General features: G+C 53.4%; 16 protein-coding genes. 9 read left to right on the forward strand and 7 right to left on the reverse strand.

Annotation, left to right across the window (positions count from 1 at the left end; all coding sequences use genetic code 11):
* Positions 1-57: 57 nt before the first annotated feature.
* Together CHH28_RS07605 and CHH28_RS07610 are read right to left on the reverse strand one after the other, a co-directional pair.
* Positions 58-471, reverse strand: coding sequence for a MarR family winged helix-turn-helix transcriptional regulator (locus CHH28_RS07605; RefSeq protein WP_094059739.1), 414 nt, complete (start codon positions 469-471; stop codon positions 58-60).
* 525 nt (positions 472-996) lie between these two features.
* Entirely contained in the window at positions 997-1,710 is a 714-nt protein-coding gene (locus CHH28_RS07610; protein WP_094059740.1) for an Imm49 family immunity protein, read from the reverse strand.
* Between the two features lie 587 nt (positions 1,711-2,297).
* Between CHH28_RS07610 and CHH28_RS07615 the strand changes: the two genes are divergently transcribed.
* Positions 2,298-3,128, forward strand: a complete 831-nt coding sequence (locus CHH28_RS07615; RefSeq protein WP_094059741.1) for an AraC family transcriptional regulator — start codon at positions 2,298-2,300, stop codon at positions 3,126-3,128.
* A 12-nt stretch (positions 3,129-3,140) separates the two neighbouring features.
* On the opposite strand, the gene CHH28_RS07620 is transcribed toward CHH28_RS07615, so the two are convergent.
* Positions 3,141-3,731: a LysE family translocator gene (locus CHH28_RS07620; protein WP_199244031.1), complete on the reverse strand. Its 591-nt coding sequence runs from the start codon at positions 3,729-3,731 to the stop codon at positions 3,141-3,143.
* A 168-nt stretch (positions 3,732-3,899) separates the two neighbouring features.
* Here CHH28_RS07620 and CHH28_RS07625 point away from each other — a divergent pair, with 168 nt between their 5' ends.
* Both CHH28_RS07625 and CHH28_RS07630 read left to right on the forward strand, forming a co-directional pair.
* Positions 3,900-4,445 carry a hypothetical protein gene (locus tag CHH28_RS07625; RefSeq protein WP_094059742.1) on the forward strand — a complete coding sequence of 182 codons (546 nt, stop codon included), beginning with the start codon at positions 3,900-3,902 and terminating at the stop codon, positions 4,443-4,445.
* Positions 4,446-4,507: 62 nt separating this feature from the next.
* Complete coding sequence (locus CHH28_RS07630; RefSeq protein ID WP_199244032.1) at positions 4,508-5,524, forward strand: type I asparaginase; 1,017 nt, start codon at positions 4,508-4,510, stop codon at positions 5,522-5,524.
* Between the two features lie 5 nt (positions 5,525-5,529).
* Here the strand turns inward: CHH28_RS07630 and CHH28_RS07635 are convergent, their stop codons facing one another.
* The 3 genes from CHH28_RS07635 to CHH28_RS07645 all read right to left on the reverse strand — a co-directional run bounded on the left by CHH28_RS07635 (position 5,530) and on the right by CHH28_RS07645 (position 6,918).
* On the reverse strand, positions 5,530-6,006 hold the full coding sequence (locus CHH28_RS07635) for a thioredoxin family protein (RefSeq protein ID WP_094059743.1): 477 nt from the start codon (positions 6,004-6,006) through the stop codon (positions 5,530-5,532).
* A gap of 223 nt (positions 6,007-6,229) precedes the next feature.
* Complete coding sequence (locus CHH28_RS07640; RefSeq protein ID WP_094059744.1) at positions 6,230-6,580, reverse strand: VOC family protein; 351 nt, start codon at positions 6,578-6,580, stop codon at positions 6,230-6,232.
* Entirely contained in the window at positions 6,580-6,918 is a 339-nt protein-coding gene (locus CHH28_RS07645) for a zinc ribbon domain-containing protein YjdM (RefSeq protein ID WP_094059745.1), read from the reverse strand. The genes CHH28_RS07640 and CHH28_RS07645 overlap by 1 nt, the downstream gene beginning before the upstream one ends.
* Positions 6,919-7,194: 276 nt before the next feature.
* Between CHH28_RS07645 and CHH28_RS07650 the strand changes: the two genes are divergently transcribed.
* The 3 genes from CHH28_RS07650 (at position 7,195) to CHH28_RS07660 (ending at position 8,556) form a co-directional block, all read left to right on the forward strand.
* The gene (locus tag CHH28_RS07650; RefSeq protein ID WP_094059746.1) at positions 7,195-7,512 is read left to right on the forward strand and encodes an antibiotic biosynthesis monooxygenase family protein; all 318 of its coding nucleotides are present in this window, start codon (positions 7,195-7,197) and stop codon (positions 7,510-7,512) included.
* Between the two features lie 121 nt (positions 7,513-7,633).
* A complete protein-coding gene (locus tag CHH28_RS07655; protein WP_094059747.1) occupies positions 7,634-8,038 on the forward strand; it encodes an MAPEG family protein in 405 nt (134 codons plus the stop codon).
* 152 nt (positions 8,039-8,190) lie between these two features.
* Entirely contained in the window at positions 8,191-8,556 is a 366-nt protein-coding gene (locus tag CHH28_RS07660) for a hypothetical protein (RefSeq protein WP_094059748.1), read from the forward strand.
* 166 nt (positions 8,557-8,722) lie between these two features.
* On the opposite strand, the gene CHH28_RS07665 is transcribed toward CHH28_RS07660, so the two are convergent.
* The gene (locus tag CHH28_RS07665) at positions 8,723-9,577 is read right to left on the reverse strand and encodes an alpha/beta hydrolase (RefSeq protein ID WP_094059749.1); all 855 of its coding nucleotides are present in this window, start codon (positions 9,575-9,577) and stop codon (positions 8,723-8,725) included.
* 138 nt (positions 9,578-9,715) lie between these two features.
* Here CHH28_RS07665 and CHH28_RS07670 point away from each other — a divergent pair, with 138 nt between their 5' ends.
* The 3 genes from CHH28_RS07670 to CHH28_RS07680 all read left to right on the forward strand — a co-directional run bounded on the left by CHH28_RS07670 (position 9,716) and on the right by CHH28_RS07680 (position 12,648).
* On the forward strand, positions 9,716-10,690 hold the full coding sequence (locus CHH28_RS07670; RefSeq protein ID WP_094059750.1) for a GlxA family transcriptional regulator: 975 nt from the start codon (positions 9,716-9,718) through the stop codon (positions 10,688-10,690).
* A 244-nt stretch (positions 10,691-10,934) separates the two neighbouring features.
* Positions 10,935-11,651, forward strand: a complete 717-nt coding sequence (locus tag CHH28_RS07675) for an SGNH/GDSL hydrolase family protein (protein WP_094059751.1) — start codon at positions 10,935-10,937, stop codon at positions 11,649-11,651.
* A 10-nt stretch (positions 11,652-11,661) separates the two neighbouring features.
* The gene (locus CHH28_RS07680; protein WP_094059752.1) at positions 11,662-12,648 is read left to right on the forward strand and encodes a hypothetical protein; all 987 of its coding nucleotides are present in this window, start codon (positions 11,662-11,664) and stop codon (positions 12,646-12,648) included.
* Positions 12,649-12,692 lie beyond the last annotated feature (44 nt).

Here is a 12,692-nt window from a genome sequence, read left to right on the forward strand (position 1 = left end):
ACTTATTTCTTATTAGTAGCTGCGCTGAGTGCTTCTCGGGATATTCGGCGGGTAAGATTAAAATCGCCGCATAATAAAGTTTAAAAAGCGCAGTACAGTGTCAATTTCTTCCGGTTCAAACTCGTTCGTGAAGATGCTGTTCAGCTCCTGCAAATACGGCTTGGCCTCCTGACTTTTCTCCAGCCCAGCTGTGGTGGCGTACAGCTCGCTGCGACGTGCGTCTTGCTCGCTTTGCCGTCGTTCGATCAAGCCATTGCGCTCCATGCGCTGCAGCAAGCCGGTGACGGCGGGCTTTTTCAGTTGCAATGCACGGCCCACATCCGTGTGTGCACAGCCGGGCGATTGGCCTATGTACATCAAAGCTGCAAGCTGCGCGGCGCTGACGCCAAGGGCCTCTTCACAGGCGCGATCCACATGGCTGTATAAGCGGTGCTGAGCCATGTTCAGCAAGAAAAACAGACGACGGTCCACAAGACTCCTTGTTTAGTTTGCTAGCGAACCATTTAAGTTTATATGCGAACTATATGCCAGTGCAAGTGATTCAGTTCAAAGAGGCTGCAGTGATGATGGCTTAATCACAGACGGGCAAATATCCGCTCTGTGTCAAGGCATGGCAGCCAGGAACGAGCGAGGCTGTCCTCTAGTGATGGAGCATGCTGTTTGTCTGCTGGCAAAGCATCGGCTGGGGGCTGTGCCTTAAGACCCCAGCCCTTCAGGGTATGGCTGAACATCCCTCAATCTGTGTTGTTCATCCTTCATTTAATTCGTTAAACATCCATCTTCGCGCCTTGGTTGAGGAGTTTTCAGCTCATAAAAGCGTGATCGAAATAGTGTTAACAGGCTCTAGCGTCTTTCAACAGCAGCAGTTCAGTATCGGTCGAACTGAGACAAGTTAAACCCTCGTTCACCAGCACGGTATTCGACTCCTCTGATGAGCGGTTTTCTGCCTACCATCAGTCGGCAACACAGTTAGAAAAGCGCCCCATAACGCTTATATTATTTCTCCAGTGGGTTACGCGTGCGAACGGGAAAGTTTAGACGTAGGCTGTCTTCGGCTAGAGGCGTCAATTGTGACCAGTCTTGCTTTTTCACCAGCCAAGCTGGAATGTAACGATTCTCAACGGTGATGTGATAACCCAAACGGTCGTAGGCCAAGGCCGCAAGGCCCATGAGTGGCAGTGAGATGGCGGTTCTCGGCACGGCTGAGTCTGGGTAGGTCGTGTAATGGTGGTGATGCTGCAATAGGGCGCTATGAATGGCTTGATTAAAACGAGTTTCGCCCTCTTCGAAGGCGATGGTTGCAATGACATCCAGTTGTGGAAAATACAGATCACGGACCACATCGTGCCATACGTGGTTGCCCGCCAACGTCGTTGGGCTGTGACTGGCCATGAGCAGTGCATCTCGAATATCTTGCTGTAAATACAAAGAGCGATACAGACGAGAGAAATCGGCAACAACACTGTCGCTATTTCGATCGGCCGTCAGGGTTGAATCAAGTTCGCCACTCAATAGCCATTGCTGCGCCTTTTCGTTGCGTGTGATCCAACTGCTAAGAAATGCCGTCGACCAAGTCATGGCATTGATGCCAGGTTCTCTTTGATCTCCGTACACTTTATGGCGTGTGTCATCTAGCTCGAACTCGAATTCTTGACCGGCATAAATAGATGATTGCAGATGACCTAAAGCAAACTGCTGAAGTCGGCGCATTAAATAAGGACTGATATCACTGACTGGCTGTATGTAGGCATCAACAGCTAAATACGTTTGATAGTTTTCTGTTTCGTATTTGGTGAGCTTGCTTAAGGAACCTCTGAATAACTCGGTGCCCGCTCTGGATCACCAGAGGACTCTAGATCACGAAGCCGGTTTGCCGCTCTAGCCAGCTATAGCAAAAATCGGCGCCACAGAGCTGGAGTTCTCTGGCGTTCCCCACAGGGCGCGGGCGGCAGGCCTCCATAACGTCGTTGGTGATGTTGAAAAGGGCTGGCCATTTCCTGCCATCACCGCCTTGTTCTGAACGCCTGCAGCACTCGCGCAGAGCTGTGCAGAATTATTCAGAGGTTCCTTAATACGGCAGTGCGTACTGATAATCCTCAATGTCTTCATCAATGGTGATACCAATATACGGAATACGTTTATCGTACATGTCCCGAGTGATGGACGCAGCAATCATAATTCTACCTCGACTTTGCTGTTGTCAGGATAACGCTTGGGTAAGCCTAGGGCACCTAATTATTCAGGGTTTCTCCAAACTGCTCTGGCTGTATTGGAATCCAATCGGTAAGCTGCGTGGTATGAAAGATCAACACATTTTCTGGCGCGATGAGCGCCTGCCGCACGTTGAATTGCGCCTGGTGAGAGAAGGGCGCAACGTATGTTATGCCCCGCATAGCCATGAGCAGTGGTCGATGGGCGCAATTATTAATGGCCACAGCAGCTTTGATTATCGTGATCAGAGCTTTGATATTCACGCTGGTGATTTGGTGCTGATGAACCCCCACTGGGTGCACGTCTGTAACCCTGTGAGTGAAGCCTGGGGCTATTGGATGTTGTACATCGATCGCCATTGGCTGGCACTGTTGCGTTATGAATTGGGCACCACTCACTCAGCGCAGTGGCAGGATATTTCTCAGGCGGTGATGGCCGGTCCGTCGCATTGGTTTGCGGATTATTGCGATATGGCCGAAGCCTTGATCGACAACAATATCGAAGTGCTGGAAAAGCAGTCCCGTTTACTGGAATACCTGTCTGCATTGATGCTGGAATTGGCACCAAGGGCTGATGCCTGCGTGGCCGAAAACCCGTCAAGCAACCGGACGGATTTAACTGCAGTGGCGCGCATTTTGTCTGAAGCATTGTCGCCAGCCCCTACTTTGCAGGAGCTGGCAGAGCTGGCCGGGTGCAGCGAGGGGCATTTGGTGCGTTCCTTTAAACGCCAGTACGGCTTGGCGCCGCATGCCTATCTGCTCAATGCGCGCATCCAGCAAGCGCGACAGTTATTGCGCCAAGGGATGAGCATTGCGGAAACGGCACTGGCCACCGGTTTTAGCGATCAGGCTCATTTCCAACGGGTATTTAAAAAACTCACCGCAGCCACACCTGGGCAGTTTGTACGCCAGCGTTAAGGCGCTACTGCGCTACTGTATTAAGGCCGCGCAGCTGATCAGCAGCAATAAAGCCAACGACCGGTTTAGCCACTTGAGCCGCTCGGGCTTGCGAATATGAGCCTGCAGCCAGGCCCCTGCGTACAGCCAGCAACATAATGAAACCCAGCATATGGGGGCATAAATCGCGGCAAACAGCCACAGCAATTGCGTATCGCCGCCACTGGCGTAAGCGCTGATGCCGGAGGCCGAAGCCAGCCAAGCTTTGGGATTTAGCCATTGCATCAGTGCACCGGCCCAAAAACCTGGGGCGTTGGTGAGCGACTCGCCGGGTAACTCACCTGAGCTGATCAGTAACTGCCAAGACAGATACAGCAGAAAGAGCACCCCGCCCCAGCGCAGCAAAGCCGCCAGCTCCGGCAGCGCCACCAACACGCCGTGTAACCCAAGCCCGGTGGCAATAAACAGAGCGATAAAACCAAGTGTGGCGCCGCTGACGAACGCCAGCCCAGTGCGCATTTGACGGCGGCTGCCGCTGCTCAAACTCACCAGATTGACTGGCCCCGGTGAAATGGATGCGGCGAGTGCAAAGCTGGCCATGGATAGCGACAAGGTAATGCTCATAACAACTCCTGTGAGAACGTCTGGCCACTATGCTCGCTGGCCAATCCTGCGTATTGCACAAAACTGATCTTGCTGGCTCGTGCGCCACGTGTGCTCTGGAGAGCACAATGGACAGGTAACCGACAGCACCTACACTGAAAATCCACTCACTCATTCAGGAAGATGACGATGAAACAGTTAGGCTTGTGTTTGCTGCTCGGTTACTGGTCGTGCATCAGCGCCGCTGGCGAGCTATCGGCTGCTGCCATTGAGCGTTGGTTATCCTCGCAGCCTGCAGTGGAGGCTTGGGGCGATGAACACAAAGACGCGTTTTCTCATCGCAGCGACAACTCCATGCTGGAGGTGAAGGACTTTATCGAACCGTTGCAGCAAGCTGGCCTGTACGGCGAAATGAAGTCATTGCTGGGCCGCCACGGCTACGATACGCCAGAGCAATGGGCACAAGCGACGGTACAGATTGTATCGGCATATGCGGCGACGCAACTGCGGGCGTCACCGATGGAAAGTGACCCTGATTTTTTGCGCCAGCAACTGCAGCAGCTGGACAACCATCCGCACATGAGTGCCGAGCAAAAGCAGGAAATGAAAAACATGATGCTGGCGACCATCAATATGATCGAACGGTTTCGCCAGGTGCCGGATGCTGATGTCGCCGCGATTCAGCCTTACTTGTCACAGTTGGATCAGCTGATGGGGGATGGCAGCGAGTCATAAGAGCGCCATGGGCGTCATGGTATACTGTTGCGCTACTAATGATATTTTTAGCAACAGAGGTCATGGCCGTGAACAGCAAGCGCATTGCAATCATATACACAGGTGGCACCATCGGTATGCAGCCCAGCGAACACGGCTTGGTGCCTGCCGAAGGCTACTTAGCGCAGCGCTTGCAACAGGAACCCAGGCTGGCGGCGGCCAGCGTTCCGGACTACGAGTTGATTGAATATTCACCGCTGCTGGACTCGTCCGACATGTTGCCGGAGCACTGGCAACGCATTGCGCAAGACGTGCATCAACGCTACCACCAGTTTGACGGTTTTCTGGTATTGCACGGTACCGATACTCTGGCCTACACCGCCTCGGCGCTGTCGTTTTTACTGCCGGGGTTGGACAAACCTTTGATCGTTACCGGCTCACAGTTGCCACTGGCTGAGCCGCACAGCGATGGCCATGATCACATTGTCGAAGGCTTGATGCTGGCGGCGAAACCCGTCTGTGCTGGGGTCAATGTGTTGTTTCACCATAAGCTGATGCCGGGTAACCGTGTGACCAAAAGCTCATCGGTGGCGCTGGGGGCCTTTACTGCGCCCAACGCAGCGCCGGTGTGGGTGATGGACGCCAGCTCCGGGCCGTCTCCGTTGGACGTCAAAACCCAGCCAGGCTTGGCGCCTCAGGTTCCGCGCTTGCAGCCGTGTCGGATCGGTATTCTGACGTTGGCCCCAGGCATGGCCATGTCAATGTTGACGCACTTCTTCGATCAACCGTTAGATGCAGTGATTTTGCGCAGCTATGGTGCGGGCAATGCGCCGCAGGCGGACGAGTTTTTGCGTTTGATTCGCCAAGCCCACGAAGCTGGGGTGGTGGTGGTGAACCTGAGCCAGTGCGATCACGGCGGGGTGGCCATGGGAACCTATGCTGGCGGCAGTGCGCTGGCGCGGGCGGGCGTTATCTCAGGTGCGGATATGACGCTGGAGGCGTGCTACACCAAGTTGGTGGTGTTGCTGAGCCACTATGACAGCGTCGATATCGTGCGCGAGCGCATGCAGCTGAATCTGGCGGGCGAATTAACCGCCTAAAAGTATTATTCGCTGGCAGACACCGCGCCTGCGACGGTGTCGTCCAAGGCAACAAACCAATCGTTAATGGACGTCACTTTTGAATGGCGCGCGGAGGCAAATTCGCCGCCTTCAGCCACGTAGCGCAACTTTTGTTGTGCGTCGATAATGGCAATGGAAGGAATGCCTTTACCCACCGGGTCGCCAAAACGCTGGGTAAATTCCATGTTTTTATCCCAGTGACCAATGTCCACATGCATAACGATGTAGCGCTGCTGAACTGTACTGGCTAACGGCTCTTCGGCGAGTTTTTTATTAAAACTACGGCAATCTGGGCACCACTCAGAACCGAATACAATCAGGATTTGCTTGTGCTGCTGTTGCGCCAATTGAGTGCTGTTTGCCAGCAGTGCCTCGACATCTGCATCGGGGTTGTAACGATAGCTCTGCGCCGTTGCTGCAATGCTAAATATCAGAGCGGCTAAACAAATGAGATATTTCATGGGGTATCCTTACGCGAATAAACAGCAACAGCTAGGTTGTCTGTCAATTTATTGAGAAGCGTGTAGATATATCACAGAAGCGTAGAGGGTGGTGTATTATTCACTGGCAGATGGTGCCTATGGATGAGTATTGTTGGTACTGCATGCGATGCAAGTGGCTGCGGCAGCATTTATCACATCACATCGCTAGCAGCACATTCCTTATAAGTTCCACTTGGCCGTGTTAAGGCCTGCCGCGCACGCCGATTAAATTGCCAAACGGGTCCTCAAACTGGCACATGCTCAAACCGTTTTCAATTGCCATCGGGCCGCGATAAAGACGAGCGCCTAAGTCGCTGAAGTGTTTGAGTGTGGCGTGCCAGTCTTGTGTCAACCAATACAGCACTACACCATGTTTGCCACTGCCGACTTTGTCATCGGCTTGTACTATTTCTAATGAAAAACCGCCGATATCCAGCACGGTAAAATCAAATTCGGGCAAAAAGCGCGCTTTGGCGGTTGGAAAAGCGCGTTGATACCAGTCCAGACCCAGCTCGATATCTGGCACATGTACTAACAGCGCAGCCGGAGTCATCAGGCTTTTTTAACAAATTGCGCAGTGACCATCATTTCACCGGCGCCATCGACCTTGCAGTCCAGCTGATGATCTTTGCCATCAACGATGCGGCGAATAACGGCTTTGGTGCCAATTTTTAACACCAAAGAGCTGCCTTTCACTTTCAGATCTTTGGCCAGGGTGATTTTATCGCCTTCCGACAACAGCGTGCCGTTGGCGTCTTTGGCGGTGGGTGTGGCGTCTTCTTGTGCGGCTTCTTCTGGGTTCCATTCAAAACCACATTCCGGGCACATCAACAGACTTTGATCCGGATACACATACTCAGAGTTGCATTGCGGGCAGGGCGGGTAGGACATGAGACTATCTTACGTTAGTGAGTTGGGTGTCATTCTAAAACGTGGGGCGTGGCTTGCCGAGTCTTGACGAGTGAAAAAACGTACTGAGTGTGTGGAATAAAACCGGCATGAGCGGTCAGTACTGACAGTGCGCGAAGTAATAGGGTTCTTCGCCGGGCTTGAGACACAAGCGCTAGTCCGAAATGTTGGCGGTATACTCGACGCTCTAGCGCCGCGGCTGCTTATGCGAGTCGAGGGCCCTGGCCGTGACATCGACTATCTTGCAAGGAAACCAGCATGACAGATATCGCCCAAACTCCGCCGCCGCCCTATTACGCGGTGATATTCAGCAATGAACGCACCAGCGTTGAGCAAGGCTATGAAGACACCGCCGAGCGCATGATGACATTGGCAAAGCTGCAGCCTGGCTTTTTAGGGGTAGAGTCGGTGCGCCATGGTTTAGGCATTACTGTGTCTTATTGGCAAAGTCTGGAAGCCATTCGTCAGTGGAAGCAAAATGCAGAACACCTACAAGCCCAGCGCCAAGGCCGTGAACAGTGGTATGACAACTTCACCATAAGAATTGCCAAGGTTGAACGCGAATATAGCCTTTAACGAGGTCATGGCGATCCGGTTTGAAAACCAATATCGCTAAAACACTGTTGCAGCGCGGGTAAACACCCTGCGTGAGCCGCTGTGTTAGTTTGGTGCCGTATTCTTATCAGGAGAGAGCAACATGCCTTGGTTAGACCCTTACCAAACCACTGTGTTAATGCTGGGGTTGAGTGGTTTGCTGTTTTTCATTCAGCTGATGGTGGCCGATGTGGTGGGAATTTTATCGGGTCATACCCCGGGTGCGCTGGTGGAGCAAAACCACCAACGCTTGTTGTTCCGTGCCAGTCGGGTGATTGCCAATAGTAATGAAAGCATCGGTATCTTTATTTTATTTGTGCTGTTTGGTTTTTTAACTTCGGCAGCACCTGAGTGGATGAATCGCGGTGCGGTGGTCTATTTTGTCGGGCGCCTTGGGCATATGGGTTGTTATTACCTTAATTTAGCAATCGCACGCAGCATCGCCTTTGCGGTGAGCTGTGTTGGGCTGGTGATACTATTCGCCGCGGGTATGTATGCTTGGTGGTAATGCTCGCTTTTGCTGTCGCTGGCTAGAACGGCAAATCGGCTATAAGGTTTAAACCCAGGCCGAGCGCCTAACTATTCAGAGGCTCGCTGGCTATTTGCTGATACCTTCAGTAGTGTTGCTACAGCCATTGTTGTCGCTGGAGGAGGTAACTGATGCCCATGTTATTGCAGCTGAGCAAAGTGTTTCAGGCTATTGCGATTGCCATCACAGCCTTGGTCAGTGCGCAAACGCTGGGGGTAGGCTTTTGGTCGATGGTAAGCCTTGCGGTGGCGTTGCTGCTGATACTGTCGGTCTTCTGGCCGATACTGCATTGGCCAGCCATTTGGGCTGGGCGGGTGATTGGCCTATTGGCGCTGTTGGCATTGGCATTATTGCTATTAGCTGGCACGGCAGGCGGAGCGTTTCATTTTTCTGACAGCAGTCAGATCATGGCCAGCGGGCTGTTTTTTATGTTTGGTTTTTCCATTTTGTTGTGGCTGTTCGCACCATTGAGCGCTGGGAGTGAGGAGCAGTCTTAACGCTGTATCGGCTGCTCCTTTATTTGCCCTTTTTTTCTGTTGCCCGGTCTGTACTTTCTACGACCCGAGTCGCTTTATCACAAGCAGAATTACTGCAGTGATTGGAGTTAAAAGATTGCCTTGGCAAGCGGATGCGCGTACCCAGCGGGTATCGCCGCTGAAGATACTATTTACCTTCAACCACCAAAGGCGTGGGAATGTGCTCCGTGGTCTGGCCATCCAGTGCGGCATCAAAGAATCCCACCACTTTCTGTGCATAAGCGTCCGGGCTTTGGCGGTAAGCGTGGGTGTGTTCGGCATCGTCCACCTGCCACAAGGTGGCTCTGCTGGTGCGACTGAGCGGTTTCATTAAGCTGCGCCCCTGAGCAACCGGTGTGTATTTATCGCCGCTGCCATAAATCATCAACAGGTCTGGATTGTGTTGGATGTTCTCTGCCGCCAGGATGGGGCGCATGCGTCGCTCGCCCGCCGGGTATACCCACATGGTTAATTCCAGCGCCAGTTTGGGTAATGGGTAGTGCGACCAAAAATCTAACAAGGTGGCAAAGGTCGATTCCAACACCGCGGCTTTAAAAGGATGGCTGGGCTGGCTCAGAGCACATAGGCCGGCGGCGGCTCCCATCGACGCACCGAGCATTCCCAATGGTAACTGCGGATAGCGCTGTTGCATAAACAGCCCGGCTGCCAACACGTCCAGCGGATATTCCATATGCGTGGACTCGCTGTCGCCAAAACCGTTCAGATCGAACAACAGCACATGATAGCCAGCGCGGCGGAGCAATTCGGCGTGGCCGTAGCGCATCCAAAAGCCTTTGGCTGCAGCTCCCATGGGATGACACATCACCACGGCACCTTTGGCGCGGCCACGAGCATCGCCAATTAGCCCGGCTAGCGGCGAGCCCACATGGGACTCGAAACTGACGGTTATCCAATCGTTGCGATCGGCATCTTTTGGCCAGCGCCAGGGCACTTCAAAGCGACCAAAAAAGGGCTTCTTAATTAGGCGATACAGGGCTTTCATGCGGGTTTACTCCAACTGTCGAGAGTGTTCATGTTACGCAAGGCAGGACCATGACTTGACGGGCATAAAAGACTTTTCGCATGCTATTTCGGCAATCTGTGTCGCCATTGTGGCGACAAGCCTGTTTGAGGGAAGTGGATGAAGGTATGTATTGTGCTGTTGCCCTATTGCTCGTCGATGAGCGTGGCGGCAGCGATGGAATTTTTCGAAGTGGCGAATGCGTTGTCAGCTTACGCTCAGCAGAGCACAGATGAGCCGGTGTTTCAGGTGAGCACGGCGTCGCCAGACGGTCAGGCGGTGATGTCCAGTGGCGGCTTGTCGCTGCAAGCGCAGTACAGTTTTGCTCAAGTAGATGAGTGTGACCTGGTGCTGATCCCTGGCTTCTTGTTTAAGGTCACACCGCTGCTCGCGCAGTTGCAGTCGGTGGTGCCTTGGCTGCAGCAGCGCTATGAGCAGGGTAGCTACATCGCCAGCATGTGCACCGGTGCGTTTGTCAGTGCTGCAGCGGGTTTGCTGGATGGGAAACAAGCGAGTACGCACTGGCTGTTTGTGGATAAGTTCCGTCAGTTGTACCCAGCAGTAAAACTGCGCCCGGAAAAAGCCGTGACCGACGACCAACGGGTGATGTGCTCGGGCGGGGCCACCACCGGCGGTGATTTGTTGCTCTACATAGTGCGCAAGTTCTGCTCGCCGCAGCTGGCGTTAGAGTGCTCAAAGAAAATGCTGATGGACAGTGGTGAGCGCCAGCAAACGGCGTATGCCAGTGAGCAGTTTCGACGCCAGCACGATGACCCCGAGGTACAGCGGGTGCAGTTGTGGCTGGAGCAGCATTGCCACCAAGCCATCGTATTAGACGATGTTGCAACGCAGTTTGGTTTTAGCAGCCGCAATTTTGTCCGCCGTTTCCGTCTCGCGACCGGGGCGCCACCGGTGCAGTACTTGCAGAACCTGCGGCTGGAAAAAGCACGATTATTGTTGGAAACCACGCGCATTTCATTTGAGAAAATCACTCTGCAAGTTGGCTACGAAGACAGCAACTCGTTTCGTCGATTGTTTAAGCAACGTGTGGGTTTATCGCCAGCGCAATATCGGCAAAAGTTTCTGCTCAACTGAACGGCGTAACGGCGTTTTTATGCCCGTTTAACTCCCTCAAATTGCCTTAAATCGAGGCTGTAATGCAGGTGTTTGATGGCGTTAGGTCTTACTGATCTAACGCTCTATACATGTCCTGCTTTGCCTCAGCCGGGGTGAGTATATTGCGTTGCAATTCAGGCCAACAAAGCCTGCGATTCCGCTAAGTGACTCCTGTTCTCCTAGTCTCGAAAAACTCTAACTGGAGATGACGGAGGTATGTGCAATGAAACTGCTAAAACTACTGACCTTTACCCTGACAGCTGGCCTGCTAACGGCCTGTGGCGGTGGTAGTGTGGTGCCCGATGCTGACAACGATCAAGTGATCACCCTGGGTGATTCGATTTTCGATTTGTCCAATGAGTTGCAGCTCAACTTAGAAGACTATGCGGGAGAGACCTTCCGTAAATACACCCGCAGTGGTGCAGAGCTGGAAGGTGGATTGGTGGCGCCGTCAGTGATTGAGCAGTATGCGCAGGCACGCTCCGACAATGCCGATATCGATACCGTGGTGATGAATGGTGGCGGTAACGACATCCTCATTCCGGTGTTGGCAATGTTTGATCCCTACAATTGCAAAACCCAGTGGTATCAATTTGGTCGTTTAAGCACGCGCTGCAAAAACTTCATCGATGATTTGTACGTCGATGGCGTTAACTTGCTCAATGATATGGCGGGGGATAACGTCGAGCACGTGGTGTACCTCGGTTATTACTACACCAAAAACGGCGTATTCCCGTTAGACAGCTTGGAGGAAGCCGTGGACTACGGCAATGCCACGCTGGACAGAGCTTGTGCCAATGCCGTGCTGGACTGCCAGTTTGTTGATCCTCGCGCCAGCATCAACGACCGCGACATCATTCTGGATGGCATTCACCCAGCATCGTCGGGCTCGAAAAAACTGGCTGATCTGATTTGGCCGGTACTGCAGCCGCTACTGTAAGGTCGACCTTGTGAAGTGGCGTTACACCCTGACAGCAGTGGCCTTAGCCACTGCTGTTGCTTGGGCAATACAGCAGCCGCTGGATGTTATCGAGCTGGCCTCTGAGCCGTCGGTGGAAACTGCATCGTCAGGGCACTCGTCAGCTGCAGCAGCAGGTTCCAACCTTGACGCTAACAACGCCTGGGTCGCGCACTTTCAGGCGCTGCATGGCGAGGCCGACAGTATTGCGCAGCAGCTGGCGATTTATCGCGAATACCATCGGTTAATCAATCGCATGGTGCCATCAAGCTTGCTGGATAGCGCATTGCAGCAAGCCTATCCCAATCGGTATTCCGCATTGCAGGCGCTGTTCGACGGTTTAGATCGCTATCAGCAGTGGCTACTGCAGCAACATAAAACTCTGATCGCGTTAACCGAGCTGGAACGCAATGCCCGCTTGTGGCAACAACGTCATGCCTTGTTTGGCGAGCAAGCACGGCAAATTTGGCAACAGGAACTGGATCAACATGAGCAGCAGCGGCTGGCAGTGCAGGCTGAGTTACAGCGGCTGCACGATACCGAGCAACCACTGCAGCAAATCTGGTTTGATTTGCAAAGTACATTGTCGCAACCGCTGAGCCAGACCCAGGGCGTCGGCACAGCGGCGATGGCCAATGTGTTTTTTGGACTCGATTCGGTGCAGCGACAGCTGGCGGCCATGCCAGCCGACCAGCGCCAAGCGGCCATCGATCAAGCCAGACAACAGATGGGGTTTAGCCAACAGCGCCGCGATTGGTTGGCCCAGCGTGACCAGCAGCGTGAGCAGCGCTGGCAACGCGGGTTGAGCTATATGCAGCAACGCCAGCAACTGCAAGCGGCGTATCAGGGCGCGGAACTGCAGCAGCGCTTGGCAGCTTTGCAACAGCAGGTGTTTGGCCATGAAGCGGCCACCATCGCCAAAGAAGAACAGCAAGGGTTTTATCGCTATCAGCGCCCGCGCCTCTATGGTCGCAACTAAGCGCTGGCCACCTCTCTCTTCTAGCGAGTTACAGCCGAGACTGG

Source organism: Bacterioplanes sanyensis (genome assembly GCF_002237535.1).
GTDB classification, from domain to species: Bacteria; Pseudomonadota; Gammaproteobacteria; order Pseudomonadales; family Oceanobacteraceae; genus Bacterioplanes; species Bacterioplanes sanyensis_A.

Bases quoted from the DNA above. Each gene is read 5' to 3' on its own strand.
- CHH28_RS07610 (WP_094059740.1), bottom strand. From the start codon at position 1,710: ATGCGCCGACTTCAGCAGTTTGCTTTAGGTCATCTGCAATCATCTATT.
- CHH28_RS07615 (WP_094059741.1), top strand. From the start codon at position 2,298: ATGAAAGATCAACACATTTTCTGGCGCGATGAGCGCCTGCCGCACGTT.
- CHH28_RS07620 (WP_199244031.1), bottom strand. From the start codon at position 3,731: ATGAGCATTACCTTGTCGCTATCCATGGCCAGCTTTGCACTCGCCGCA.
- CHH28_RS07625 (WP_094059742.1), top strand. From the start codon at position 3,900: ATGAAACAGTTAGGCTTGTGTTTGCTGCTCGGTTACTGGTCGTGCATC.
- CHH28_RS07630 (WP_199244032.1), top strand. From the start codon at position 4,508: ATGGCCGTGAACAGCAAGCGCATTGCAATCATATACACAGGTGGCACC.
- CHH28_RS07635 (WP_094059743.1), bottom strand. From the start codon at position 6,006: ATGAAATATCTCATTTGTTTAGCCGCTCTGATATTTAGCATTGCAGCA.
- CHH28_RS07640 (WP_094059744.1), bottom strand. From the start codon at position 6,580: ATGACTCCGGCTGCGCTGTTAGTACATGTGCCAGATATCGAGCTGGGT.
- CHH28_RS07645 (WP_094059745.1), bottom strand. From the start codon at position 6,918: ATGTCCTACCCGCCCTGCCCGCAATGCAACTCTGAGTATGTGTATCCG.
- CHH28_RS07650 (WP_094059746.1), top strand. From the start codon at position 7,195: ATGACAGATATCGCCCAAACTCCGCCGCCGCCCTATTACGCGGTGATA.
- CHH28_RS07655 (WP_094059747.1), top strand. From the start codon at position 7,634: ATGCCTTGGTTAGACCCTTACCAAACCACTGTGTTAATGCTGGGGTTG.
- CHH28_RS07660 (WP_094059748.1), top strand. From the start codon at position 8,191: ATGCCCATGTTATTGCAGCTGAGCAAAGTGTTTCAGGCTATTGCGATT.
- CHH28_RS07665 (WP_094059749.1), bottom strand. From the start codon at position 9,577: ATGAAAGCCCTGTATCGCCTAATTAAGAAGCCCTTTTTTGGTCGCTTT.
- CHH28_RS07670 (WP_094059750.1), top strand. From the start codon at position 9,716: ATGAAGGTATGTATTGTGCTGTTGCCCTATTGCTCGTCGATGAGCGTG.
- CHH28_RS07675 (WP_094059751.1), top strand. From the start codon at position 10,935: ATGAAACTGCTAAAACTACTGACCTTTACCCTGACAGCTGGCCTGCTA.